This is a genomic window from Noviherbaspirillum aridicola, from assembly GCF_019656455.1.
Lineage (GTDB): Bacteria > Pseudomonadota > Gammaproteobacteria > Burkholderiales > Burkholderiaceae_D > Noviherbaspirillum > Noviherbaspirillum aridicola.
The window spans coordinates 1-25,176 of record NZ_BPMK01000016.1; the positions used below are offsets into that span (position 1 = coordinate 1).

Annotated in this window: 11 protein-coding genes and 1 pseudogene; 9 read left to right on the forward strand and 3 right to left on the reverse strand. The window is 67.0% G+C overall.

The features are described 5' to 3' along the window. Nucleotides 1-99 precede the first annotated feature (99 nt). Nucleotides 100-987 (reverse strand): annotated as a pseudogene (tnpC, locus tag NCCP691_RS16675) (IS66 family transposase); the annotation flags it as partial. A gap of 410 nt (nt 988-1,397) precedes the next feature. Between tnpC and glgA the strand changes: the two are divergent. Together glgA and NCCP691_RS16685 are read left to right on the forward strand one after the other, a co-directional pair. Further along, a complete protein-coding gene (glgA, locus tag NCCP691_RS16680; RefSeq protein WP_220809692.1) occupies nt 1,398-2,924 on the forward strand; it encodes a glycogen synthase GlgA in 1,527 nt (508 codons plus the stop codon). 385 nt (nt 2,925-3,309) lie between these two features. Then, the gene (locus NCCP691_RS16685) at nt 3,310-4,500 is read left to right on the forward strand and encodes a nucleotidyltransferase family protein (RefSeq protein WP_220809693.1); all 1,191 of its coding nucleotides are present in this window, start codon (nt 3,310-3,312) and stop codon (nt 4,498-4,500) included. A gap of 42 nt (nt 4,501-4,542) precedes the next feature. Here the strand turns inward: NCCP691_RS16685 and NCCP691_RS16690 are convergent, their stop codons facing one another. Both NCCP691_RS16690 and NCCP691_RS16695 read right to left on the reverse strand, forming a co-directional pair. Beyond that, nucleotides 4,543-5,505 (reverse strand): TIGR03885 family FMN-dependent LLM class oxidoreductase, encoded by a 963-nt coding sequence (locus NCCP691_RS16690; RefSeq protein WP_220809694.1) that lies wholly within the window; start codon nt 5,503-5,505, stop codon nt 4,543-4,545. Between the two features lie 114 nt (nt 5,506-5,619). Further along, a complete protein-coding gene (locus NCCP691_RS16695) occupies nt 5,620-7,170 on the reverse strand; it encodes an alpha-glucosidase (RefSeq protein WP_220809695.1) in 1,551 nt (516 codons plus the stop codon). A gap of 289 nt (nt 7,171-7,459) precedes the next feature. Here NCCP691_RS16695 and NCCP691_RS16700 point away from each other — a divergent pair, with 289 nt between their 5' ends. Genes NCCP691_RS16700 through treY form a run of 7 tightly spaced genes read left to right on the forward strand, consistent with a single transcriptional unit; the run spans nt 7,460 to nt 25,064 of the window. After that, a complete protein-coding gene (locus tag NCCP691_RS16700; protein WP_220809696.1) occupies nt 7,460-10,663 on the forward strand; it encodes an alpha-1,4-glucan--maltose-1-phosphate maltosyltransferase in 3,204 nt (1,067 codons plus the stop codon). Nucleotides 10,664-10,674: 11 nt separating this feature from the next. Continuing rightward, the gene (gene treS / locus NCCP691_RS16705) at nt 10,675-14,037 is read left to right on the forward strand and encodes a maltose alpha-D-glucosyltransferase (protein ID WP_238482475.1); all 3,363 of its coding nucleotides are present in this window, start codon (nt 10,675-10,677) and stop codon (nt 14,035-14,037) included. A gap of 22 nt (nt 14,038-14,059) precedes the next feature. Beyond that, nucleotides 14,060-16,303, forward strand: a complete 2,244-nt coding sequence (glgB, locus tag NCCP691_RS16710; protein ID WP_220809698.1) for a 1,4-alpha-glucan branching protein GlgB — start codon at nt 14,060-14,062, stop codon at nt 16,301-16,303. Next, the gene (gene glgX / locus NCCP691_RS16715) at nt 16,300-18,414 is read left to right on the forward strand and encodes a glycogen debranching protein GlgX (protein WP_220809699.1); all 2,115 of its coding nucleotides are present in this window, start codon (nt 16,300-16,302) and stop codon (nt 18,412-18,414) included. Before glgB ends, glgX begins: the two co-directional genes overlap by 4 nt. Beyond that, nucleotides 18,401-20,191 (forward strand): malto-oligosyltrehalose trehalohydrolase, encoded by a 1,791-nt coding sequence (treZ, locus tag NCCP691_RS16720; RefSeq protein ID WP_220809700.1) that lies wholly within the window; start codon nt 18,401-18,403, stop codon nt 20,189-20,191. Before glgX ends, treZ begins: the two co-directional genes overlap by 14 nt. Further along, nucleotides 20,188-22,272: a 4-alpha-glucanotransferase gene (gene malQ, locus NCCP691_RS16725; RefSeq protein ID WP_220809701.1), complete on the forward strand. Its 2,085-nt coding sequence runs from the start codon at nt 20,188-20,190 to the stop codon at nt 22,270-22,272. The genes treZ and malQ overlap by 4 nt, the downstream gene beginning before the upstream one ends. Further along, entirely contained in the window at nt 22,272-25,064 is a 2,793-nt protein-coding gene (gene treY, locus NCCP691_RS16730; protein WP_220809702.1) for a malto-oligosyltrehalose synthase, read from the forward strand. The genes malQ and treY overlap by 1 nt, the downstream gene beginning before the upstream one ends. Nucleotides 25,065-25,176 lie beyond the last annotated feature (112 nt).

Sequence of the window (25,176 nt, forward strand, 5' to 3'; positions counted from 1 at the left end):
TCCCGAACAGGACCGTGAAACGACTCCGCGCCGATGATAGTGCTGCAACCAGTGTGAAAGTAGGTCATCGTCAGGCTCTTACCCCAGAAAAGCCCCGACTCAACCGAGTCGGGGCTTTTTGCTTTGCAGCGACGATTTGCAGCCACGGCTGGCGGGGTGCGCGGGAAGGCGTTCGAGGATGTCCTTCAGATACGCATGCACGTCGTGCCCGTTGAGCCGGGCCGAGTGGATCAGGCTCATCACCGCCACGGCACGTTGTCCCGCACCCAAGCTGCCGGCGAACAGCCAGTTGTTGCGGCCGATGGCAATCGGACGGATCTGGTTTTCGACCCAATTGTTATCGATCGGGATGGCTCCGTCGCCGAGATAGCGCGTCAGCGCATCCCAGCGTCCCAGGCTGTAGTCGATGGCTTTGGCCGTCGCACTGCCGTCCGGCACCCGTTGCCGTTGTGCCAGCAGCCATACATGCAAGGTATCGGCTGCCGGACGCCCCTTTTGCTGCCGGAGGTCTCGCCGGGCAGCCGGGTCCCACTCCCGCGCTTCACGCTCGACGTCATACAGTGCGCCAAACAGCCTGAGCGCCTCGCCGGCGAGATGGCTGCTGTGGTTGGCCCACAGTTCGTGGAACTTGCGCCGGGCATACGCCAGGCAGCCGGCTTCGGTCACGCCCCTCTTGAACAGCGCCTTGTAACCACTGTAATCGTCGCAGACCAGCGTGCCGCGCAAGTCGCCCAGGAAGGCGTCGGCGTGACGGCCGCCCCGGCTATCGGCGAAGTCGAAGACCACGCCCTGGATGGCACTGTAGGCCGTGCTGCAATAGCTTCACAGGAAGGCCCGATGGTTCTTGCCGTTGCCCGGTTTGAGCATCGCGACCGGCGTCTCGTCGGCGTGCAGGACCGGCTGTGCCAGCAGCGCTGCGTGCAAGGCATCGACCAGGGGTTGCAGGTGGACGCCGCAGGCGCCGACCCACTGCGCGAGCGTGGAGCGACGATGGAATCCGATCACCGCAACCAGCCCTGCAGCCATGTCGCGCACTCCGCCGCAGCCGTTCCTGGCTTCGCGGCCTCGCATGTCTTCTCTTTGCCGTCGGGCGCGCCGGACCACGGATTTGATCACGTCAAGATCGTGGCGTGACGGGGGCGTGCCTGGCATCTGATCCTGCATCGGATCCATCCTCAGGGGCTGACAAAACTTCAGCGAGCCAAGTCCACTGGAGAAGCTGTCGGCCTGACCTGAAGTTGACGCGTCGCAAGAGTCTATTTGTAACTAAGCTTTATCTTGACCCGACCCCAGCAAAGAAGTCGGCACTAGTACTGCCATCGACGCCGTTCGCCCGCCGCATTCCTGCAGCTGGAATTTCTCCCTTCAAATACAACGTAAACCTCGGAGTTCAGCCTATGAATGCGCGCGTCCTCATCGTCGCCTCGGAAGCCATCCCTTTGATAAAGACCGGCGGCCTGGCGGATGTGATTACTGCTCTCGCACGAGCGCTGCGCGCTGAGGGCATTGATGCGAGCGTGATGATCCCCGCCTATCCGGCGGCGGTAGCGCGCGCAGGGAAGCTGAGAGAAGCGGCGAGGATCGATGACCTTCCTGGCGGCCCGGGGACGCTTCTGACGGGCGTGATTCCCGACACGGATGTGCCCGTGGTGATGCTGCATAACAGTTCCTTCGAGCGGCGTAGCGCCAATCCATACGTTGACACCGACGGGAATGAATTTGCTGATAATGCCGTGAGCTTTGCTGCGCTTGCCCATGCAGCGGTGGCAATCTGCGCGGGCGAGACGACGTTGCCTGTGCCGAACGTCGTACATGCGAATGACTGGCATGCAGGACTGATTCCGACGCTCCTCAAGCTCAAGGGCGTGAGCAACGTGGCGAGCCTTCTCACGATTCACAACCTCGCCTTCCAGGGCAATTACGCGATGGCGATCGCGCAGAGCATTGGGATACCGGAGGAATTGCTGCATGCCGATGGCCTTGAGTTCTGGGGGAGGCTCAGTTATCTGAAGGGCGGGCTTCTCCATGCGGATCGCATCTCGACCGTGAGTCAGTCGTATGCGGAAGAAATCCTGACCCCGCGCTTCGGCCACGGCATGGAAGGAATACTGAATGCACGACGGGAGGACCTGAGGGCGATTCCAAACGGGGTGGACACCAATTTCTGGAATCCGACCGCGGACAGCCTGATTGCTCGTACCTTTGAGCGTGACGACATGCGAGGCAAGAGCGCCTGCAAGCGCGAGCTGCAGCAGCTGTTCGGCTTGCCGCACGAGCCCTTCGCGCCACTGCTTGCCATCGGCAGCCGGATAACGCATCAGAAGATGGCGGACGTGGCCTTGCGGGCTTTGCCGAACGTACTCGAGAAATTTCCGCGCGCGCAGGTCATCATCCTTGGTTGCGGTGAACGGTCATATGAAGACGGATTCCTTGGTCTGGCAGAGGCGTTTCCGGGCAGGGTGGCGGCGCATATCGGCTACGACGAGCGTCGGGCACACGCGCTGCACGCAGGTGCCGACATGCTGCTTCACGGTACGAGGTTCGAGCCGTTCGGGCTGACACCGCTCTATTCGATGCGTTACGGCACGGTCCCGATCGCGTCGCGGGTCGGAGGCATGATTGATTCAATTGTCGATGCGGGCGCGGATGGGCCGCTAGCGCCGGGCGCGCGAGGAATTCTGTTTGACGGCGAAGAGCCCGAGGACATGGTGCGCGCGATTGCGCGGGCATTTGAACTCTACGCGCGACCCGTGGACTGGCACGCGATGCAGCGCGAAGCGATGTCGGCCGATTTTTCGTGGGAGGGGCCCGCCAGGCGCTACATCAGCGTCTACTCGGAAATCTCGCCGGCGTTCTCGACACGCGAGACGCCTCGCGCCCCGGCAGCGGAAGTTGTCCCGGCGCCGCTGTATCTGACCGCCTGAGCTGACTTCATGCGATGCACGCCGCCGCAACGCCAGCGCGGTGGCCTGTGCGCGTCCCGTCCCGCTCGAAACAACACACGGCATATGAAAAATGTAAATGTTAGTCACGGATAGATCGAATTCATCCGAACGAAGTCTGATCCAAACGGGTAGATGACCTGGCAATGCAAAGCCACGTACGGCGCGGCATGACGCAAGATCGAATTTTTTGATGCTGAGTCTGCAAAGACTTGCGTGCGCGAGAAGCCGTCATTGATCTGTTTCCGTAGCGACTCATCTGTTTGAGATTATTCAACCTCCGCTGCGGCCACACGTGGTCTCCTAGGCACCAGTCATTACCTGTATGAATAGTTTAATTCTTCGAGGCCAAACGAATATGAAAGCAATGATTCTTGCCGCTGGAAAAGGCACCCGAGTGCGACCGCTGACCTATGATCTGCCGAAGCCCATGATCCCGATCCTCGGCAAACCCGTTATGGCGTACATCGTCGAACACCTCGCGGCATGCGGCGTGAAGGACATCATGGTGAATGTCAGCTGGCTGCATGAAAAGATCGAGAGCTATTTCGGTGAAGGCCGCCGCTTTGGCGTGCGCATCGGCTACTCCTTCGAGGGCTACGTCGACGGCAGCGGAGAAGTCGTCGCCGAAGCCCTTGGCTCGGCGGGCGGCATGAAGAAGATCCAGGAGTTCGGCCGCTTCTTCGACGAGACGACGATCGTGCTGTGCGGCGATGCCATCATCGACCTCGACATCCAGGCTGCGGTGGCGGAGCATAAGCGCAAGGGCGCCATGGCCAGCGTCATTACGCGCGAGGTGCCCTGGGACAAGGTCTCCGACTATGGCGTGGTCGTCGCCGACGGCGACGGCAAGATCCAGAAGTTCCAGGAGAAACCCAAGCAGGAGGAAGCCCTGTCCAATCTGGTGTCGACCGGCATCTACATCTTCGAACCCGAGGCGATCGATCTGATTCCTTCCGGGCAGGTGTTCGATATCGGGTCGCAGCTGTTCCCGCTGATGGCGGAGAAGGGCCTGCCCTTCTACGCGCAGAAGCATGAGTTCCAATGGCTGGATATCGGCAGCGTCACGGATTACTGGAGCGTGTTGCAGAGCGTGCTGACCGGAGAAGTCCCGGGGATGGAAGTGCCCGGCGCGCAGATCCGCGACGGCGTGTGGGTGGGTCTGAACACGCGCATCGAATGGGAGGGCACGACCATCGAAGGACCGGTGTACATCGGCGCGGGCTGCCACATCGAAGCGGGAAGCAGGATCGTCGGGCCGACGTGGATCGGGCACGGCAGCCATGTCTGCGCCGGCGCGGAAGTGCACCGCAGCGTCCTGTTCGAATACACGCGCGTCCTGCCGGGCACGAAGCTGGAGGAGGCGATTGTCTGCGGCGACTACAGCGTCGACCGCAAGGGGAACATGGTGCGTATCGACGAGGACGATGACATCGGCCTCAACAATGCGCGCGACCGTCGCATCCTGCCGCGCACCGACGACGAGGACGCTGTCGTGCTGCAGGGGCGTCGTACGAGCGTGGCCGCGGAGCAGGGCACGTACTCCTATTCGCGCTGATCCGAAGGCGATGTGACAGAGGCGCGGAAGTCCGCGCCTTTTTCATTTTGCCAGCGCCGGCAGCACGTGTTCCGCGAATTGCGCGATGAATGAAGCCTGGTCGCGGTGCACGTTGTGCAGGTACAGCCTTTCAAATCCTAGTTCCATATCCGATGCGAGCCAGTCGACATGCTGCTGCAAGCTGGACGAGATCCTGATGCCCGTCGCCACATCCGCTGGCCGGAGGCGGGCCGCGGCGCGTGCGAAATCCTGCGGGCTATCGAGGTCGGAAAGCTCGTCGCTCTGCAGTCCGGCCTGCGGCCATTCGCGGCATGCGGCCTGCAATGCTTCCTCCTCCGACCCGGCACAGCTGAGCGCGACCTGCAGATACATCGGCTTGCCCTCGCCGCCGCCGCTGCGAAAGGCATCCACGACTTTTCTGAGACTGTCGGGATCCTGGGCCACGGTCACCATGCCGTCGGCCCAGCCGCCCATCCAGCGCGCGGTTTCCGGACTGAGGCAGGCGCCGATGATGAGCGGCGCAGTGGCAGGCAAGGAGTAGAGACGGGCGTTGCGTACGCTGACCATGCCCTCATGGCTGACGGTCTCGCCGGACCAGAGCGCGCGCATGACGTCCACGCATTCCCTGAGGCGCTGATTGCGCTGCGCCTTGTCGGGCCAGGGTGCGCCCGTGATGCTTTCATTGAGCGCTTCGCCGCTGCCGACCGCCAGCCAGAAACGACCGGGGAACATGCCGGCGAGCGTGGCCGCCGCCTGCGCGATGATGGCGGGATGGTAGCGCTGCCCGGGCGCGCACACCGTGCCGAAGGAAAGCGGCGAGGCCTGCATGGCGGCGCCGAGCCACGACCAGGCGAAGCCGCTGTTTCCCTGTTGTTCGGTCCACGGATGGAAATGGTCGGAGCACATGGCGGCGCCGAAGCCGGCCTCGGTCGCGAGCTGCAGGTGCCGCAGCAACTGGGAGGGCGGGTATTGTTCGTGGGAACAGTGGTAGCCGATCAGGGCCATCGCGAATCTCCGTCTGGGGTGCAAAAAACGATAGACAGCGATTCGCGCGAAACATCCGGCGTCGCGGGAGGACTCGTTGACGGCGGGCAGCCGGCAGAGCTGCCCGCCGGCGCATCAGCCTTCGAGCAGGCAGTAGCCGCTGACGCCGAGCGTGAGCGTCTCGCGTGCGAGGTCCAGGTGCTGCGACAGAAGGGACGAGGCCCAGCCCAGGTTGGGCAGGCGTTTCGGCGACGTATCCATGTTGAAGAAGCAGGTGATGCTGCCATCCCGGTGCCGCCGTGTGAAGGCGAGCACGCCCTCGGGGGCATCGAGCAGGCTGATCGTGCCCTGCGTCAGTTCGGGGCGTTCCCTGCGCAGCGCGATCATGGCGCGAGTGAAGTGGAGCATCGACGCGGGGTCGCTCTCCTGCTCGCTGACGTTCATGTCGATGTGCCTGGTGTCGACGGGAAGCCAGGGTTCGGCGCGGCTGAAGCCACCGTGAACCTCGCCGTTCCAGGGCATCGGCGTGCGGCAGCCGTCGCGGCCCTTGAATTTCGGCCAGAAGGAAATGCCGAAGGGATCCTGGATGCGCTCGAACGGCACGTCGGCCTGCGGCAGGCCGAGCTCCTCGCCCTGGTACATGCAGATGTCGCCGCGCATGCAGAACATCAGCGCAAGCGATTGCTTTGCGGTGTCCAGCATGTCGCGGCCGTTCTGCCAGCGGCTCGCCACGCGCGGCTTGTCGTGGTTGCTCATCGCATAGCAGGGCATGCCCGGAGGATGAATGCTGTCCTCGAGCGTCCGTATCACGTTGCTGACGTATTTCGCACTGCTGTCGGGCTGCATCAGCGCGAAACTGTAGGCGGAGTGAAGCCGGCCGGCATGGGTGTACTGGCCCATCAGCTTGAGTGCGTCGTGGCCGCCGACCTCGGCCAGGCTGAAGGCCTTGTAGGCGTCGAGCAGGCGCCGGATTTTTTCCAGGAAGGGCAGCATTTCGGGCCGCGCCTGGTCGTAGACGTGCAGCTGGAAACCGTAGGGATGCAGGGCGGCGCTGGTGTCCTCGCGCGGCGGGTTGTTGCGCAGCAGCTGGTCCTGGAAGATGTGGTTGCAGGCGTCGAAGCGAAAGCCGGACACGCCGAGATCGAGCCAGTATTCCATTTCCCTGAGCACCGCCTCCTGCACCCGCGGATTGTGCATGTTGAGGTCGGGCTGGCTGGAGAAGAAGGAGTGGAAATAGTACTGCCGGCGTTCGGCATCCCAGCGCCATGCGGGGCCGCCGAAGACGGAGACCCAGTTGTTGGGCGGACTGCCGTCGGGCCTGGGATCGGCCCACAGATACCAGTCCGACTTGTCATTCTGCCGGGCACGGCTTTGCTTGAACCAGGTGTGTTCCTCGGAGGTGTGCGAGATCACCATGTCGACGATGACGCCGAGGCCGAGCTGCTTCGCGCGGCGCATCAGGCTCCTGAAATCGTCCATCGTGCCGAAGATCGGGTCGACCGCGCGGTAGTCGGAGACGTCGTAGCCGAAGTCTTTCATCGGCGACTTGAAGAAGGGACTGATCCAGATGGCGTCGACGCCGAGGTGCTTGATGTAGTCGAGCTTCTGTTCGATGCCGGCGAGGTCGCCGATGCCGTCGTCATTGGAATCGAAGAAGCTGCGCGGGTATACCTGGTAAATGATCATGACTGTGTCTCGCGTGTTGTGCCCGGTCGCGCCCATTCTATTTCCGGAGATCACGAACCGGTTGCGGATAGAGCGGGACAAACACCGCTTTGTTCCTCACGAGCAACGAAAACACGGAGGCGGGTTGTCAGGCTGGAAGCGGTGCCGAGGATGAGGCGCCGCAAACTTGTGCTTTCTGCATTCCCGGCAGCGAACAAATCGTCATGGCGGATGCTCTATCCGGAATGTCAACCCGGCGCGAGCCCGGGGTTCTTACCGAATCAACACATCCAGCGAAGAAGATCAGAAGATGGATAAAGCGACGCCGTATCTTCCCCGAATCTGCTCACTCGACCCGACCCTCATTCCGTCCGCACTGGACGCCGCGCTGCGGCGCTGCGCGGAAATGGGCTTCGACCATGTCCTGCTCGTCGGCGGGGACGATGAGGCCATTGCGCGCGCAGGGAGCGCGTGCCGCACGCACGGCCTGCAGCTGCTGGTCGACTTCGATCCCGGCGCGGCGGGCAATGACCGTGCGCTGGTAGCGCGCCAGGCGGAATGGTTCGAGCATCCCGGCATGCACGACGACCTGCCCGATCCGCGACGGCGGCCGCTGCAGCATGTGCGGCGGCGCCTGCGCTATGAGCGACCCGAGGTGCTCGATGCGGTCCTGGCCCACTGGTCGCAGCGTCTGCAGTCATGGATAGCGAATGGCGTGGCGGGTTTTCGCTGCCTGCGGATCGCGGAAGCGCCCGCCATGTTCTGGCGACGACTGATCGAGCAGCACCGCGACGCGCGCTTCCTCGCCTGGACGCCGGGCTGCACGCCGGAACAGATCCAGGCGCTCGCCGGCTGCGGATTCGATGCCAGTTTTTCTTCGTCCGCATGGTGGGACTACCGGTCGCGCTGGCTGGCGGACGAGCATGAGCGGCTCGCCGCACTCGCGCCGCCGATCGCCTTTCCCGATTCGCCGGACGAGCCGGTGGTCGAGCGCATCGCGGGCAACGAAAACACCGATGCGCGCTGCCGCATCTATCGGCGAGCACTGATGCTGGCGGCGGCGACCGGCAACGGCATCCTGGTGCCGTTCGGTTTCGAGCAGGGGCTGCCGAGGGGACGGCCGGACGAGGGGGCGTCGCCGGCCTTCGATCTCGGCCGGGAAGTGGCGCAGGCCAATGCCCTCGTCGCCGACAATGCCCGCTTCCATTGCGGCGCGCTGCGCATACTGAACGGCGCCGACTCGGGCGTGGGCATACTGCTGAGGCAGAGCCGGGAGGGCGATGCGCTGCTGCTGGTGGCGAACGCGGACATTGCGCGCAGCTGCGGCGTCAACGAACCCGAACTGCTGCGGCGGGCCGACGGCTATATCCGCACCCGCCGCCTGTGGCCCGGCCAGGATGGCGCCGCGCTGCATGACGTGGCGCTGGAGCCGGCCGATCTGCAGCTCTTCATCGCGCAGCGTCAGCCGCCGGTCCTGCTGCCGCCAGGACGCGGCAAGCAGGCGGTCACCGCCGCGGCGCGCTGCCCGCGCATCGCGATCGAAACCATCACCCCGGCGGTCGACGGCGGCCAGTTTCCCGCCAAGCGCACCGTGGGCGAGACCGTGCAGGTGGAAGCGGACGTGTTCACCGACGGCCACGACAAGCTGGCGGTGGCCCTGCTGTGGCGCGCGGCCGACGAGGCGGAGTGGAAGGAGGTGCGCATGCACCCGCTGGGCAACGACCGGTGGGGTGCGATCATGCCGCTGAACCGCATCGGCCGCCACCTGTTCGCGGTGGAAGCCTGGCGCGACGTGTTTGCGACCTACCGGGACGAGCTGGAGAAAAAGACGACGGCAGGGCTGAACGTGTCGCTCGAGCTGGAAGAGGGACGGCTGATGGTGGAAGCCGCGGCGGCGCATGCCCAGGAACAGGACATGGCGGTCGCCGAAACCCTCAGGACACTGGCGAAGACGCTCAAGGCCAGCCGCGAAAAAAGCAAGGCTGCCGCGCGCGATGCCGAGCGGGTGGCGGCACTGCTGTCGGAGCCGACCGCCGAGGCGATGCGGCTGGCGGACGCGCGCCCTTTCGCAGTGCGCAGCGAGGCCCTGCGCATCGACGTCGAGCGCACCGCGGCACGGTTCTCGAGCTGGTATGAACTGTTCCCGCGGTCGCAGAGCGGCGACCCGCGCCGTCACGGCACCTTCGCCGACGTCATCGCGCGCCTGCCGGCGATACGCGAGATGGGATTCGACACGCTGTACTTCCCGCCGATTCATCCCATCGGCAGGAAGCATCGCAAGGGACGCAACAACAGCCTGGAGGCGGGGCCGGACGATCCGGGCAGCCCCTATGCGATCGGATCGGACGAGGGCGGGCATGATGCGATCCATCCCGAGCTCGGCACGATCGAGGATTTTCGCCGGCTGCGCGACGAGGCCGCGCGGCACGGACTGGAGCTGGCGCTGGATTTCGCGATCCAGTGCTCGCCCGACCATCCCTGGCTGAAGCAGCATCCGGAATGGTTCGCCTGGCGGCCCGACGGATCGATACGCTATGCGGAAAACCCGCCGAAGAAATACCAGGACATCGTCAACGTGGATTTCTATGCGGAGGGCGCCATTCCTTCGCTGTGGATGGCGCTGCGGGACGCGGTGCTGTTCTGGGTGAAGGAGGGCGTGCGCGTGTTCCGGGTCGACAACCCGCACACCAAGCCGCTCCCCTTCTGGGAGTGGATGATCGGCGACATCCGCGCGCGCTATCCGGATACCATCTTCCTGTCCGAAGCCTTCACCCGTCCGCGCATGATGTACCGGCTGGCCAAGATCGGCTATTCGCAGTCGTACACCTACTTCACCTGGCGCCATACCAAGGAGGAGTTCACCGACTACATGACGGAGCTGACCACGACCGAGGTGCGCGAATACTTCCGGCCGCATTTCTTCGTCAACACGCCCGACATCAATCCGTATTTCCTGCAGCGGTCCGGCCGCCCGGGCTTTCTGATACGGGCCGCGCTGGCGACGACGCTGTCAGGCCTGTGGGGCATGTACAGCGGCTTCGAGCTGTGCGAGGGCACGCCGGTGCCCGGCAAGGAAGAGTACCTGGACTCGGAAAAATACGAGATCCGCGCCTGGGACTGGCAGCGGCCGGGCAACATCATCGCCGAGATCAGCCGCCTCAACCGCATCCGCAAGGAGAACCCGGCGCTGCAGACGCACCTCGGCATCCGCTTCCTCAATGCGAGCGACGGCAACATCCTGTTCTTCATGAAGTCCACCGGGCCGGCCGACAGCTGCCAGCGCTTCGGCGACAACGTGGTGCTGGTGGCGATCAATCTCGATCCTTTCACCGCGCACGAGACGGACCTGGAAGTGCCGCTGTGGGAATTCGGACTGCCTGACGACGGCGAGCTGGAGGTCGAGGACCTGATCGGCGGCGCTCATCTGCACTGGCATGGCAAGCACCAGCACCTGCGGCTGGATCCGTTCGCCTGTCCGTACGCCATCTGGCGGGTGAGGCACAAGGGAGCATGAGGGAGCACGACATGGACAGGCGCAAGACCGCACGACAAACAACGAGCCCGCAAGCAATGCGTTTTTCAGACGATCCGCACTGGTACAAGGACGCAGTCATCTACCAGCTGCATGTGAAATCCTTCTTCGACGCCAACAACGACGGGATCGGCGACTTTGCCGGGCTGATCGATAAACTGGACTACATCGCCGATCTCGGCGTGAACACCATCTGGCTGCTGCCTTTCTATCCGTCACCCCGGCGCGACGACGGCTACGACATCGCGGAGTACCGCGGCGTGCATCCGGACTACGGCACGATGGCCGACGCCAAGCGTTTCATCGCCGAGGCGCACCGGCGGGGCCTGCGCGTGATCACCGAGCTGGTGGTCAACCATACCTCCGACCAGCATCCCTGGTTCCAGCGGGCGCGCAAGGCCAAGCCCGGCTCGGCCGCGCGCGACTTCTACGTGTGGTCCGACAATGACGAGGCTTATGCGGGTACGCGCATCATCTTCTGCGACACCGAGAAATCCAACTGGACCTGGGACCCGGTGGCCAATGCGTTTTTCTGGCACCGCTTCTACTCCCACCAGCCCGACCTGAACTTCGACAACCCGCAGGTGCTCAAGGCGGTGCTGAGCGTGATGGCGTTCTGGCTGGACCTCGGGGTCGACGGCCTGCGTCTCGACGCGGTGCCTTACCTGATCGAGCGCGAAGGCACGAGCAACGAGAATCTGCCCGAGACCCATGCCATCCTCAAGCGCATCCGCGCCGAGCTCGATGGCGCCTATCCCGGCCGGATGCTGCTGGCCGAAGCCAACATGTGGCCGGAGGACGTGCTGCAGTATTTCGGCGACAACGACGAATGCCAGATGGCCTTCCACTTCCCGCTGATGCCGCGAATGTACATGGCGCTGGCGCAGGAAGACCGTTTTCCGGTGGTCGACATTCTGCGGCAGACGCCGGAGATCCCGGCCGACTGCCAGTGGGCGATCTTCCTGCGCAACCACGACGAGCTGACGCTGGAGATGGTGACCGACCGCGAGCGCGACTACCTGTGGGACTACTATGCGTCGGAGAAGCGCGCGCGCATCAATCTCGGCATCCGCCGCCGCCTGCTGCCGCTGCTCGAACGCGACCGCCGGCGCGCCGAACTCCTCAACAGCTTCCTGCTGTCCATGCCGGGCACGCCGGTCATCTATTACGGCGACGAGATCGGCATGGGCGACAACATCCATCTCGGCGACCGCGACGGGGTGCGCACGCCGATGCAATGGACGCCGGACCGCAATGGCGGATTCTCGCGGGCCGATCCGGCGCGCCTGGTGCTGCCTCCGATCATGGACCCGGTGTACGGTTTCCAGGCGGTGAACGTCGAGGCGCAGAGCAACGACCCGTATTCGATGCTGAACTGGACCAAGCGCATGCTGGCGGTGCGCAAGCAGCATTGCGCGTTCAGCCGCGGCAGCATGACGCTGCTGTACCCGGCCAACCGCCGCATCCTCGCCTATCTGCGCGAATTCCAGCCACCCGAAGGCGACGGCACCGAGACCATACTCTGCGTCGCCAATGTCTCGCGCTCGGCGCAGGCGGTGGAGCTCGACCTGTCGGCCTACGCCGGCCGGGTGCCGGTGGAGATGGTGGGCGGCTCGGCCTTCCCGCCGATCGGCCAGCTGCCCTATCTGCTGACGCTGCCGCCCTACGGTTTCTACTGGTTCCTGCTGGCCTCGGAGGCGCGCATGCCCGCCTGGCATTCGCCGTCGCCGGAGCCGCTGCCGGAACTCAACACCCTGGTGCTGCGGCAGAACGTGGCCGAGGTGCTGCAGCCGCCGCGGCGCACGGTGCTGGAACGCGAGGCGCTGCCCGCCTATCTGCCGAAGCGCCGCTGGTATGCGGCCAAGCAGCAGACGCTGCAGTCGGTGCGCATCGGTCTGGCGACGCTGCTGCCCGGCGCCCAGGTGCGTCCGAACGTGCTGCCGAGCATGCTGGCCGAGATCGAGACGGTGACCGAGGCCGGCACCGACCGCTATCTGCTGCCGCTGGGCTTCATCCGCGAGGAAGACATCGTCACCGCGCTGCCGCAGCAGCTGGCGCTGGCGCGCGTGCGCCGCGGCCGCAACGTCGGCCTGCTCACCGATGCATTCGTGCTCGATTCCTTCGCGTATGCGGTGCTGGAGCTGCTGCGCGCGCGCGCCGTGGTGCCGACCGAGGATGGCGAGGTGCATTTCATCCCGACGCCCGCGCTGGATGCGATCGATGTCGGCGCCGAGCCGGCGATCCGGCGCATGTCCGCCGAGCAGTCGAACAGCTCCATGGTGCTGGCCGATGCGATGGTGCTGAAGGTGATCCGGCGCATCCTGCCCGGCGTGCATCCGGAGGCGGAGATGGGTCGCTACCTGACTTCGCTCGGCTATGCGAACGCGCCGGCGATGCTGGGCGAGGTCACCCGCATCGGCGGCGATGGCAGCCGCCATACGATGATCATGCTGCAGCAGTTCATCCACAACCAGGGCGACGCATGGCAGTGGGTGCTCGATACCGCGACCCGCGCGATACAGCATGCGGCGGTGGAGGGATCGGCGACCTCCGAGCTGAGCAACGAGATTTCCGAGCCGAAGGAAGAGCTGCGCCATCTCGCGGTCAATCTGGGCAAGCGACTGGGCGAGCTGCACGTGGCGCTCGCCACGCCGACCGACGACCCGGACTTCGCGCCCGAGCAGGCGGCCGAGACCGATGTGCAGGCATGGATCGACGGCGCGCGCGCGCAGCTCGAAGCGGCCTTCGAGGTGCTGCGCGGACGCGGCGAATGGCCGAGCGAGGCCGAGGCGCGCCGCGCGGCGCGGCTGGTGGAGCAGCGCGAACGTATCCTGTCGACGCTCGAGAGGATGGCGCGCGCGGGCATCGGCACGCTGCGCATCCGCATCCACGGCGACTTCCACCTCGGCCAGGTGCTGGTGGCGCACGGCGATGTCTACATCGTCGACTTCGAGGGCGAGCCGGCCAAGCCGCTCGAGCAGCGCCGCGGCAAGAGCAGCGCGCTGCGCGACGTCGCCGGCCTGCTGCGCTCGTTCGACTACGCGGCCGCGTTCGCCGCGCGCAGCGGCCCGGAAGACCTGAGCGAGACGGCCGAACTGCGCAAGCAGGAACTGCTGCAGCATTTCGCGCCGTCGTGCCAGTCGGCCTTCCTCGAGGCCTACCGCGCGGCGGTCGCCGGCAGCCCGCTGCAGGCCGGCGCCGAGGCCGAGCAGGGCCTGCTGCAGCTGTTCGTGCTGGAGAAGGCGGCCTATGAAGTGTGCTATGAAGCGGCCAACCGGCCGAGCTGGCTGCCGGTGCCGATGAACGGCATGGCCAAGATCGCGGAAGAACTGCTGCAGGACCGGGCGCAGTCGTAAACAACAACAGGAGCACAGGGGAATGAGCGAACTCACCGATGAACTGATCGGGGTCGATGAAGCGGCGATCGCCGCTGTCGTCAACGGACGGCTGGAAGATCCTTTTGCCTTCCTCGGTCCGCACCGGGTCGGCGACCGCATGCTGGTGCGCACCTTTCAGCCGGGCGCGCGCGCGGTGGACGTGGTGGCGCGCGCCGACCGGGACGGCGAAGGCCGGGTGATCGAATCGCTGTACAACGTCAACCAGACCGGCCTGTTCGTCAGCGCCGCGCCCATGCTCGGCGCGGTCGAGGAATACGCGCTGCGCATCTTCTGGCCGGACGCCGACGGCGGCGAGCATGTGCAGTACACCGAAGACCCGTACGGGTTCGGCCTGCTGCTCGGCGATCTCGACATGCATCTGCTGGCGGAGGGCAATCACCTGGAACTGGCGCGCTGCCTCGGCGCCAATCCGATGACCATCGATGGCGTGGCCGGCACCCGTTTCGCCATCTGGGCGCCGAATGCGCGCCGGGTATCGGTGGTCGGCGACTTCAACATGTGGGACGGCCGCCGCCATCCGATGCGCAAGCGGGTGGAGGCCGGCGTGTGGGAGCTGTTCATTCCGCGCGTGGGCAGCGGCACCCGCTACATGTACGAGATCGTCGGTCCGGACGGCAACGTGCTGCCGCTCAAGGCAGACCCGGTCGCGCGCGCCACCGAGGCGCCGCCGTCGACGGTTTCGCTGGTGGCGTCCGACGTGCCGTTCCGCTGGACCGACGAGTCCTGGATGCAGGGCCGCGCGGCGCGCCACCGGCCGGACGCGCCGCTGTCCATCTACGAGGTGCATGCCGGCTCCTGGCTGCGCGTGCCGGAGGAGGACAACCGCTCGCTCGACTGGCATGAACTCGGCGACCGGCTGATCCCCTATGTCAGCGGCATGGGCTTCACCCATATCGAATTCCTGCCCATCATGGAACATCCGTTCGGCGGTTCCTGGGGTTATCAGCCGCTCGGCCTGTTCGCGCCGAGCGCGCGCTTCGGCACGCCGGCGGGCTTCGCCTCCTTCGTCGACCGCTGCCACGCGGCGGGCATCGGCGTGATTCTCGACTGGGTGCCGGCGCATTTCCCGTCCGATCCGCACGGACTGGCGCGCTTCGACGGCAGCGCGCTGTACGAACACCAGGACCCGCGCGAAGGCTATCACCAGGACTGGAATACGCTGATCTACAACCTCGGCCGCAACGAGGTGGTGGGCTTTCTGATCGCCAGCGCGCTGGAATGGCTCGAGCATTTCCATGTCGACGGCCTGCGGGTCGATGCGGTGGCTTCCATGCTGTACCGCGACTACAGCCGCAAGGCGGGCGAGTGGGTGCCCAACATCTATGGCGGCCGCGAAAACCTGGAGGCGGTGGCCTTCCTGCGCAAGCTGAACCAGACCATTGCCCGGCGCTGCCCGGGGAGCCTGATGATCGCCGAAGAGTCGACCGCCTGGCCGGGGGTGTCCAAGCCGGTGGAGGAAGACGGTCTCGGCTTCACCCACAAGTGGAACATGGGCTGGATGCACGACACGCTGCGTTACATCGAGCAGGACCCGCTTTACCGCCAGCATCACCACCACGACATGACCTTCGGCCTGGTGTATGCGTTTTCCGAACGCTTCGTGCTGCCGATCTCGCACGACGAGGTGGTGCACGGCAAGGGCTCGCTGCTCGGCAAGATGCCGGGCGATGTCCACCAGAAGCTGGCCAACCTGCGCGCCTACCTCGGTTTCATGTGGACCCATCCCGGCAAGAAGCTGCTGTTCATGGGATGCGAGTTCGGTCAGCACCGCGAATGGAATCACGACGGCTCGCCGGAATGGGATCTGCTCGACGACGCCGGGCATCGCGGCCTGCAGCGGCTGGTGCGAGACCTGAACCGCATCTACGCCGGGGAGCCCGCGCTGCACCGTTTCGATGCCACGGCCGAGGGCTTCGAATGGGTGATCGGCGATGACAACCGCAACAGCGTGTTCGCCTTCCTGCGCAAGGGCGGCGACGGCGATGCGCCGCTGCTGGTGGTGCTGAACATGACGCCGGTGCAGCGCGACAATTACCGCATCGGCGTGCCGCAGGCCGGCGCATGGCGGGAACTGCTCAACAGCGACGACCAGGTCTACGGCGGCTCCGGGGTGTCCAATGGCGAGATCCGCAGCGACGAGCAGCCCGCCCACGGCAAGCCGCAGTCGCTGCTGCTGCGGCTGCCGCCGCTGTCGGCACTGGTGCTCAGGCCCGCGGGCGCATGAGCGCGGTCACGCTGCCGCTGCCCGCGATCGAAGCCGGAGCGCCCTATCCGCTCGGGGCCAGCTATGACGGCAACGGCACCAATTTCGCCGTGTTTTCCGCGCATGCGGTCAAGATCGAACTCTGCTTCTTCGATCCTGCCGGCCGCCATGAAATCGCGCGCGTGCCGCTGCCGGAATGCACCAACGAAGTCTGGCACGGCTATCTGCCCGGCGTGCATGCCGGCGCGCTGTACGGCTATCGCGCTTACGGCCCCTATCGCCCGGAAGAGGGCCATCGCTTCAATCCGAACAAGCTGCTGCTCGATCCCTATGCGCGCCAGCTGCACGGCCATGTGCGCTGGACCGACGCGCTGTACGCCTATCGCTTTCATTCGCCGCGCGCCGACCTGTCCTTCGACCGCCGTGACAGCGCGCCGGCGATGCCGAAGGCGGTGGTGACCGACACCAGTTTCAACTGGCATGACGACCGCGCGCCGAATGTGCCGTGGGAAAAAACCGTCATCTACGAAACCCATGTGCGCGGCATGACGATGCGCGCCGAGGCGGTGCATCCGAGGCAGCGCGGAACCTTCGCCGGACTGGCTGATCCCTTCGTGATTGATCATCTGACACGGCTCGGCGTGACGGCGGTCGAATTGCTTCCGGTGCATGCCTACCTGCAGGACAGGCGCCTGGTGGCGATGGGGCTGTCGAATTACTGGGGCTACAACACGCTGTCCTATTTCGCCCCCGAGCCGCGCTACCTGTCGGATGGATCCCCCAATGAAATGCGGCATGCGGTCCGCCAGCTCCATGCCGCCGGCATCGAAGTGATACTCGACGTGGTCTACAACCATACCTGCGAAGAAAGCGAGCTCGGCCCCACCATCTCCCTGCGCGGGCTGGACAACGCGAGCTACTACCGGCTGCAGGCGGGCAATCATCGTCATCTCGTCAACGACACCGGCTGCGGCAATACCCTCAACATGTCGCATCCGCGGGTCATACAGATGGTCATGGACTCGCTGCGCTACTGGGTGCAGGAATTCCATGTCGACGGCTTTCGCTTCGACCTCGGATCGACGCTCGGGCGCGAGCACTACGGCTTCGACCCCGGCTCCGGCTTCTTCGACGCGCTGCTGCAGGACCCGGTGCTGGCGCGGGTGAAGCTGATCTCGGAGCCCTGGGACATCGGACCGGGTGGCTACCAGGTGGGCAACCATCCGGCCGGCATCGCCGAGTGGAACGACCGCTTCCGCGACGACGTGCGGTCGTTCTGGAAAGGCGACAGCGGCATGCGCGGTCCGCTCGCCGGGCGCCTGCTCGGCTCGCCGGACCTGTTCAACCACCATCGCCGGCGCGCCTGGTCGTCGGTCAATTTCGTCACCGCGCATGACGGCTTCACGCTGCAGGACCTGGTCAGCTACTCGCGCAAGCGCAACGAGGCCAACGGCGAACACAACCGCGACGGCAGCGACCACAACCGCAGCTTCAACTGGGGGCATGAGGGGCCGAGCGACGACCCGGCGATCGTCGCCGTGCGCGAGCGCGTCAAGCGCGCGATGCTGATGACGCTGCTGTTCGCCAACGGCACGCCGATGCTGCTCGGCGGCGACGAGTTCGGCCGCACCCAGGACGGCAACAACAATCCCTATTGCCAGGACAACGAGCTGTCCTGGTTCGACTGGACACTGGCCGACGGCGAGGCGGGCCGCAGCCTGACCGACTTCGTGCGGCGCTGCATCGCGCTGCGGCATGCGCACGCGAGCCTGCGCAGCGCCCGCTTCCTCGCGGCCGGCGGCAAGACGCTGCACGGCGTGCCGGACATCGGATGGTTCGACGAGACCGGCGCCGAGATGACGCCGGAGCGCTGGCATTTCGCCGAGGGCCGGCTGCTCGCCCTGCGCCGCATCGCGCCCGACCGCGCGGGCGGACGCATCTGCGCGACGCTGCTGCTGCTCAACGCGTTTTCCGAAGACCGCGAATTCCAGCTGCCGGCCCCCGCCATGTCCTGGCGCACCGCCATCGACGCCGCCGAAGGACAGCGGCCCCCGCAGCAGCCGCAGGATAACCGCATTATTGTCGCCGCCCACAGCGCGGTATTACTGGTGACCGACCATGCATTCGATTGAGTACAGTTTCGGGGCGCAATTGCTGGCGCCCGACCGCGCCCGCTTCCGCCTCTGGGCGCCGGGCAGGCAACAGGTGAGCCTCGAGGTCGAGGGCCGGCCGCCGCAGCCGATGCAGGCCATGCCCGACGGCTGGTTCGAGGCGCAGGCCGACTGCGGCGCCGGCAGCCGCTACCGCTACCGGGTGAGCGAGGACCTGGCGGTGCCCGACCCCGCCTCCAGGCTGCAGGCCGGCGACGTGCACGATGCAAGCGTGGTCTGCGACCGCGATGCCTATCAGTGGAAGCGCAAGGACTGGACCGGCCGGCCGTGGCACGAGACCGTGCTGTACGAGCTGCATCCCGGTGTGCTCGGCGGTTTCGACGGCGTGCGCAGGCAGCTGCCGGCCCTGGCCGAACTCGGCTTCACCGCGATCGAGCTGATGCCGATCGCCGACTTTCCCGGTCCGCGCAACTGGGGGTATGACGGCGTGCTGCCCTATGCGCCCGACACCGCCTACGGCACGCCCGAGCAGCTCAAGGAACTGGTCGACGCCGCGCACGAACTCGACATGATGGTCTTCCTCGACGTGGTGTACAACCATTTCGGGCCCGACGGCAATTACCTCAATGCCTATGCCGGCGACTTCTTCCGCGACGACCTGAAGACGCCGTGGGGGCAGGCGATCGATTTCCGCCGCCGGCAGGTGCGCGACTATTTCATCGAGAACGCGATCTGGTGGCTGGATGAATACCGGTTCGATGGCCTGCGCTTCGACGCGGTGCATGCGATCAGCGAAAAGGATTTCCTTGCCGAGATGGCGCAGCGCGTCCGCGAGGCCTTTCCGCCCGGCCGCCGCATCCACCTGGTGCTCGAGAACGACGACAACAGCGCCGCGCTGCTCGCGCGCGAACCGCAACCGCTGTACGACGCCCAGTGGAACGACGACATGCATCATGTGCTGCACGTGATGCTGACGGGCGAACATGAAGGCTATTACGCCGGCTATACCAACCAGACCGCGGAGCGCCTCGCACGCGGCCTGACCGAGGGCTTCGTCTACCAGGGCGACGCCTCGCTCTATCCGGGCGGCGAACCGCGCGGCGAGCCGAGCGGCCATCTGCCGCCGACATCCTTCGTGCTGTTCCTGCAGAACCATGACCAGATCGGCAACCGCGCGCTCGGCGAGCGGCTGACGTCGCTGGCCGACCCGGACGCGCTGCGCGCGGCGGCGGCCCTGATGCTGCTGGCGCCGCATGTGCCGATGGTTTTCATGGGGGAAGAGATCGGCGCCACCACGCCCTTCCTGTACTTCACCAGCCATCTGACCGAGGAACTGGCGGATGCGGTGCGCAAGGGGCGGCGCGAAGAGTTCGCCCGCTTCCCCGCATTCTCGGCGCCGGAGACGCGCGAGAAGATCCCCGACCCGAATGCGCAGGCGACTTTCGACGCGTCCATTCCCGTCGCCGATCCGGTGGTCGCCGCCAGCTGGCGCGACTGGTACAAGAGCGTGATCGCGATCCGCCATGCGCAGATCGTGCCGCGCCTGGCCGGCGCGCGCGCGCTCGATGCCGCGGTGCTCGGGCCGAGGGCGGTGAAGGCGCGCTGGACCATGGGCGACGGCGCGGTGCTGATGATCGCGGTCAACCTCGGCGCGGCGGCGGTGCCGGTCAGCTACGAAGGCCTGGCGGACGGGCGCGGCGGCACGATTCTGTTCGAGACCCGCGACGCCACCGGCGCCTCGCTCGACGGCGAGCTGCCGGCGCGTTCCATCATCGTGTTGCTGGAGCCCGGGTCATGAACGACAACAAGCTGCACCGGCTCGCGGACGCGGCCGGGCTGATGCGGGACTGGCAGAGCTTCAACGGCGAGCCCAGGCAGGTCAGCGACGAGGGCATGCGCCGCATACTCGGCGCGCTCGGCCTGGCCTGCGGCAGCGACGAGGAGTGCCTGCAAAGCCTCGCGCAACTCGAAGGCGGACGCCTGCCCGCGCTCGTCACCGCCACCGTCGGCCAGCCCTTGCGCCTGCACCTGCCGCCGGCGCTGGCGCGCAGTCCCTACCGGATCGACCTGGAGGGCGGCGGCCATGTCGACGGCCGCTTCGGCGACGATCTGTCGCATGGGACCGCGCTGGCGGCGATCGACGCCTGCGGTTACCACACGCTGCACACCGACGACGGCGATGTCTGCCTCGCGGTCGCGCCGCCGCGCTGCTTCGGCGTCGCCGATGCGCTTGCGCAGCATCCGCAGGCGGCGAGGGCATGGGGCATCGGCGTGCAGCTGTATTCGCTGCGGCGCGACGGCGATGGCGGCTATGGCGACTACACCGCGCTGCGCGAGCTGGTGCGCCGCGCCGCGGGCCGGGGCGCCGCCGCGGTCGCGATCAGCCCGGTGCATGCGATGTTCTCCGCCGATGTCCATCGCTTCAGTCCCTACGGCCCGTCGAGCCGGCTCTTTCTCAATGCGCTGCATGTCGATCCGGCCGAAGTGCTCGGCATGAATGCGCTGCATGAGGCGTTGTCGGAAGAGGGCGGCGACGCCGCGCAGCAGCTCGCCGCGCTGGAACGGCAGGAACTGATCGACTGGCCGGCGGCGGCGGCGCTGCGCCTGCGCCTGCTGCGCCGTCTGCACGACATGTTCCTGCGGCGCGGCGACCGCCATGCCTTCGATGCCTTCCGCGCGCGCGAGGGCGTCGCGCTGCGCGACCATGCCTGCTTCGAGGCGATCCACGCCTGGCGCCTGGCGCAGGGCGAGAACGGCGACTGGCGCAGCTGGCCGGACGGCCTGCGCGATCCGCGCGCGCCCGAGGTGGCGCAATTCGCGCGCGAGCACGCGGCGGAAGTGGACTTCCATGAATTCCTGCAGTGGCAGGCCGCGCGCGGACTGGCCGCCGCGCAGCAGGCGGGCCGCGAGGCGGGCATGCCGATCGGGCTGATCGCCGATCTTGCCGTCGGGGCCGACAGCGCCGGCAGCCAGGCCTGGAGCCGCCAGGATGAAATCATCAACGGCCTGTCGGTCGGCGCGCCGCCGGACCAGCTCAACACGCGCGGCCAGAGCTGGGGCATCGGCGCGTTCTCGCCGCATGCGATGAAGGCCAGGGGCTTCGGCGCCTATCTCGAGATGCTGCGCGCCACCTTCTCGCACGGCGGCGGAGCGCGCATCGACCATGTGCTCGGACTGGCTCGCCTGTGGCTGGTGCCGCACGGCGCCTCGCCCGAGGACGGCGCCTATCTGCGCTATCCGATCGACGATCTGCTGCGCCTGATCGCGCTCGAATCCTGGCGCCACCGGGCGATCGTGATCGGCGAGGATCTCGGCACCGTGCCGGCGGGATTCGATACCCGGCTCGCCGACGCCGGCCTGCTCGGGATACGGGTGCTGCAATTCCAGCAGGACGGTCGACGCTTCTTCGGCGCGCGCGAATATCCGCGCAGCGCGATCGCCACCACCACCACCCATGACCTGCCGACCATGGCCGGGTGGTGGGCCGGACGCGACATCGACTGGCGGGTGAAGCTGGACCTGCTCGAACCGGGGCAGACCGAAGCCGCCGCGCGCGATGCGCGCGCGCACGAGCGTCACACGCTGTGGGCGGCGCTGCGCAACGAGGGCCTGGTGCACGGCGAGCCGAGCGACCAGCCGCGCCAGGTGCTGGACGCGGCGGCCGCGTTCATCGCCGCGACCCCGGCACCGCTGGCGATCCTGCCGGTGGAGGACGCGCTCGGCCTGGTCGAGCAGCCGAACCTGCCCGGCACCATCGACGAGCATCCGAACTGGCGCCGCCGCCTGCCGCAGCCGGTGGAGAACCTGCTCGACGCGCCCGAGGTCGCCGCTCGCCTGGCGCAGCTGAACCGGACCCGAAACGACCAAGGAGAGCATTGATGGCGATTCCCCGTGCAACCGCCCGGCTGCAGCTGCACAAGGACTTTACTTTCGACGACGCGATGGCGGTGGTGCCCTACTACGCATCGCTCGGCATCAGCCACATCTATGCCTCGCCCATCCTCACCGCGCGCGCGGGATCGATGCACGGCTATGACATCGTCGACCCCACCCGCATCAATCCGGAACTGGGCGGCGAGGAGGGCCTGCGCCGCCTGGTCGAGCGCATCCGCGCCCACGGCATGGGCCTGATCCTCGACATCGTGCCCAACCACATGGGTGTCGGCCCGGAGAATCCCTGGTGGCAGCATGTGCTGGAATGGGGCGAGCACAGCCCCTACGCGCGCTGGTTCGACATCGACTGGCGCCCCGCCGACGAAACCCTGCACGGCAAGGTGATGGCCCCCTTCCTCGGGCAGCCGTACGGCGACATACTCGCCGCCGGCGAGATCAGGCTGGAGTTCGATGCCGCGCGCGGCCGCTTCTTCGTCAGCTACTATGCCCACCGCTTCCCGGTCGCGCCCGAGACCTACGCCGACATCCTGCGCGCGGCCGGCGCGGAACGCCTGGCCCCGGTGCTCGCCGTGTTCGAGCATGACGCCGGCCAGCAGAACGCGCCGCGCGGCTTCGGCATGCTGTGCGAGCTGGCGCAGGACGCCGAGGGCGCGGCGCTGATCGCCGCCGCCATCGGCGCTTTCGCCGGCAATACGGCGGAGGGCATGGAAAGGCTGCACGCGCTGCTGGAGCGCCAGCACTACCGCCTCGCCTGGTGGCGCTGCGCGGCCGATGGCATCAACTGGCGCCGCTTCTTCGAAGTGACCGAGCTGGCGGGCGTGCGGGTGGAACAGGACGATGTGTTCGAAGCCATCCATGCGCTGATTTTCCGCCTCTACACCGAAGGCCTGATCGACGGCGTGCGCATCGACCATGTCGACGGCCTGGCCGATCCCGGCGCCTATTGCCGCAAGCTGCGCGCGCGGCTGCAGGCGCTGTCGACGCAGCGGCCGCCCGAGCTGCCGCCCGCGCCCGCCTGGATCGTGGTCGAAAAGATCCTGGCGCACGACGAACAGCTGCGCGGCAACTGGGACATCGACGGCACCAGCGGCTACGACTTCATGGACCGCGTCGGCGCGGTCCTGCACGACGCCGACGGCGAGGCGCCCCTCGGTGCGCTGTGGACGGAACTGACGGGACAGCCGGACGATTTCCTGGCCGAGGTGCGCGCCGCGCGCCGTCGCCTGCTGGCCAACAACCTGTCCGGCGAGTTCGAGGCCGCCTCGCGCGCGCTGCACGCGCTGGCCCGCACCGACCTGCGCACCCGCGACTTCTCGCTCGGCGCAATCCGGCGCGTGTTCACCGAATTCCTGGTCGCCTTCCCCGTGTACCGCACCTATGTGGACGCCAACGGTTGCGACGAGACCGATGCGCAGGTGATCGAACGCGCGCTCGAGCATGCGCGCCAGTGCGTGGATCGCACCGAGCGGCCGCTACTCGACGTGCTGGCCGGCTGGTTCGGCGGCGCCGCGCCGCGCGACGCCGCCACGCCGCGCATCCGTCACCTGCACCAGCGCGCCATCACCCGCTTCCAGCAGCTGACGCCGCCGCTGGCCGCGAAGTCGGTGGAAGACACCGCCTTCTATCGTTATGGCCGCCTGCTGTCGCGCAACGAAGTCGGATCCGATCCGGGCCAGTTCGCGCTGGACGTGGCGGCGTTCCACGACGCCAACCGGCTGCGCGCCGAGCGCTTTCCGGCTTCGCTGCTGGCTACCGCCACCCATGACCACAAGCGCGGCGAAGACGTGCGCATGCGCATCGCCGCCCTCAGCGAGATGCCGCGCGACTGGGCGGAGACGGTGCGCGCGTGGATGGCGATGAACGCGCCGCTGCGCGCCGCGCTCACCCCGGACGACGACACGCCGCCCCACGCACCGCAGGCGGGCGATGAACTGATGCTGTACCAGACCCTGGTCGGCGCCTGGCCGCTGGCACTGCAGCCGTCCGACGCCGAGGGTCTGAGACGCTTCGTCGAGCGGGTCGACCAGTGGCAGACCAAGGCGCTGCGGGAGGCCAAGCAGGTCAGCAACTGGGTGCAGCCGAACGAGGCCTATGAAGCGGGCTGCCGCGCCTTCCTGCAGACGATACTCGACCCGGCGGCCGGCCACGGCTTCCTGCCCGCGCTGTGCGCGTTCGTCGAGCGCATCGCGGCGGCCGGCGCCGCCAAGAGCCTGGCGCAGACCCTGCTGCGCATGACCTGCCCCGGCATACCCGACCTGTACCAGGGCACCGACATGTGGGACTTCAGCCTGGTCGATCCCGACAACCGCCGGCCGGTCGACTATGAGCGCCGCCGCGCCGCGATGGACGATGCCGGCACCGGCCTGCAGGCGGACGACTGGCACAGCGGCCGGCTCAAGCAGCAACTGGTGGCGCGCACCCTGGCGCTGCGCAAGCGCGATCCCGAGCTGTTCGAACGCGGCGAGTATCTGCCGCTGGCCGTCGACGGCCCCGGTGCCGGGCGCGTGATCGCCTTCCTGCGGCGCGCGGGCAGGCGCACCCTGCTGGCGGCGGCCATCCGTCTTCCCTGCGGCACGCTGGCGGATCCGTCCTCGGTGGCGCCGGATACCGAAGCCTGGCGCGATACGCTACTCGTGCTGCCCGCGGAGTGCGGTCCGCAATGGGCCGACACGCTCGGCGATCTCCCCCTCACCGCCGCGGACAACCGCCTGCGGCTGTCGGACGTGTTTGCACGGCTGCCGGTGGCGCTGCTAATGCAGGACGGCGCCGGCGCCTGAGCGCGCTCGCCCGCCCAACCCCTCCCGCCCGCGCGCCGCGACGGCCCGCGGGCGAACCGTCTTTTCCCGTAGCGCCCGCGCTGTCCGACCGCCGCCGATGGGATAATGGCGC

What these genes read in the sequence shown, in the direction of transcription:
- glgA (WP_220809692.1), top strand. Translation starts at nt 1,398, where the DNA reads ATGAATGCGCGCGTCCTCATCGTCGCCTCGGAAGCCATCCCTTTGATA.
- NCCP691_RS16685 (WP_220809693.1), top strand. Translation starts at nt 3,310, where the DNA reads ATGATTCTTGCCGCTGGAAAAGGCACCCGAGTGCGACCGCTGACCTAT.
- NCCP691_RS16690 (WP_220809694.1), bottom strand. Translation starts at nt 5,505, where the DNA reads ATGGCCCTGATCGGCTACCACTGTTCCCACGAACAATACCCGCCCTCC.
- NCCP691_RS16695 (WP_220809695.1), bottom strand. Translation starts at nt 7,170, where the DNA reads ATGATCATTTACCAGGTATACCCGCGCAGCTTCTTCGATTCCAATGAC.
- NCCP691_RS16700 (WP_220809696.1), top strand. Translation starts at nt 7,460, where the DNA reads ATGGATAAAGCGACGCCGTATCTTCCCCGAATCTGCTCACTCGACCCG.
- treS (WP_238482475.1), top strand. Translation starts at nt 10,675, where the DNA reads ATGGACAGGCGCAAGACCGCACGACAAACAACGAGCCCGCAAGCAATG.
- glgB (WP_220809698.1), top strand. Translation starts at nt 14,060, where the DNA reads ATGAGCGAACTCACCGATGAACTGATCGGGGTCGATGAAGCGGCGATC.
- glgX (WP_220809699.1), top strand. Translation starts at nt 16,300, where the DNA reads ATGAGCGCGGTCACGCTGCCGCTGCCCGCGATCGAAGCCGGAGCGCCC.
- treZ (WP_220809700.1), top strand. Translation starts at nt 18,401, where the DNA reads ATGCATTCGATTGAGTACAGTTTCGGGGCGCAATTGCTGGCGCCCGAC.
- malQ (WP_220809701.1), top strand. Translation starts at nt 20,188, where the DNA reads ATGAACGACAACAAGCTGCACCGGCTCGCGGACGCGGCCGGGCTGATG.
- treY (WP_220809702.1), top strand. Translation starts at nt 22,272, where the DNA reads ATGGCGATTCCCCGTGCAACCGCCCGGCTGCAGCTGCACAAGGACTTT.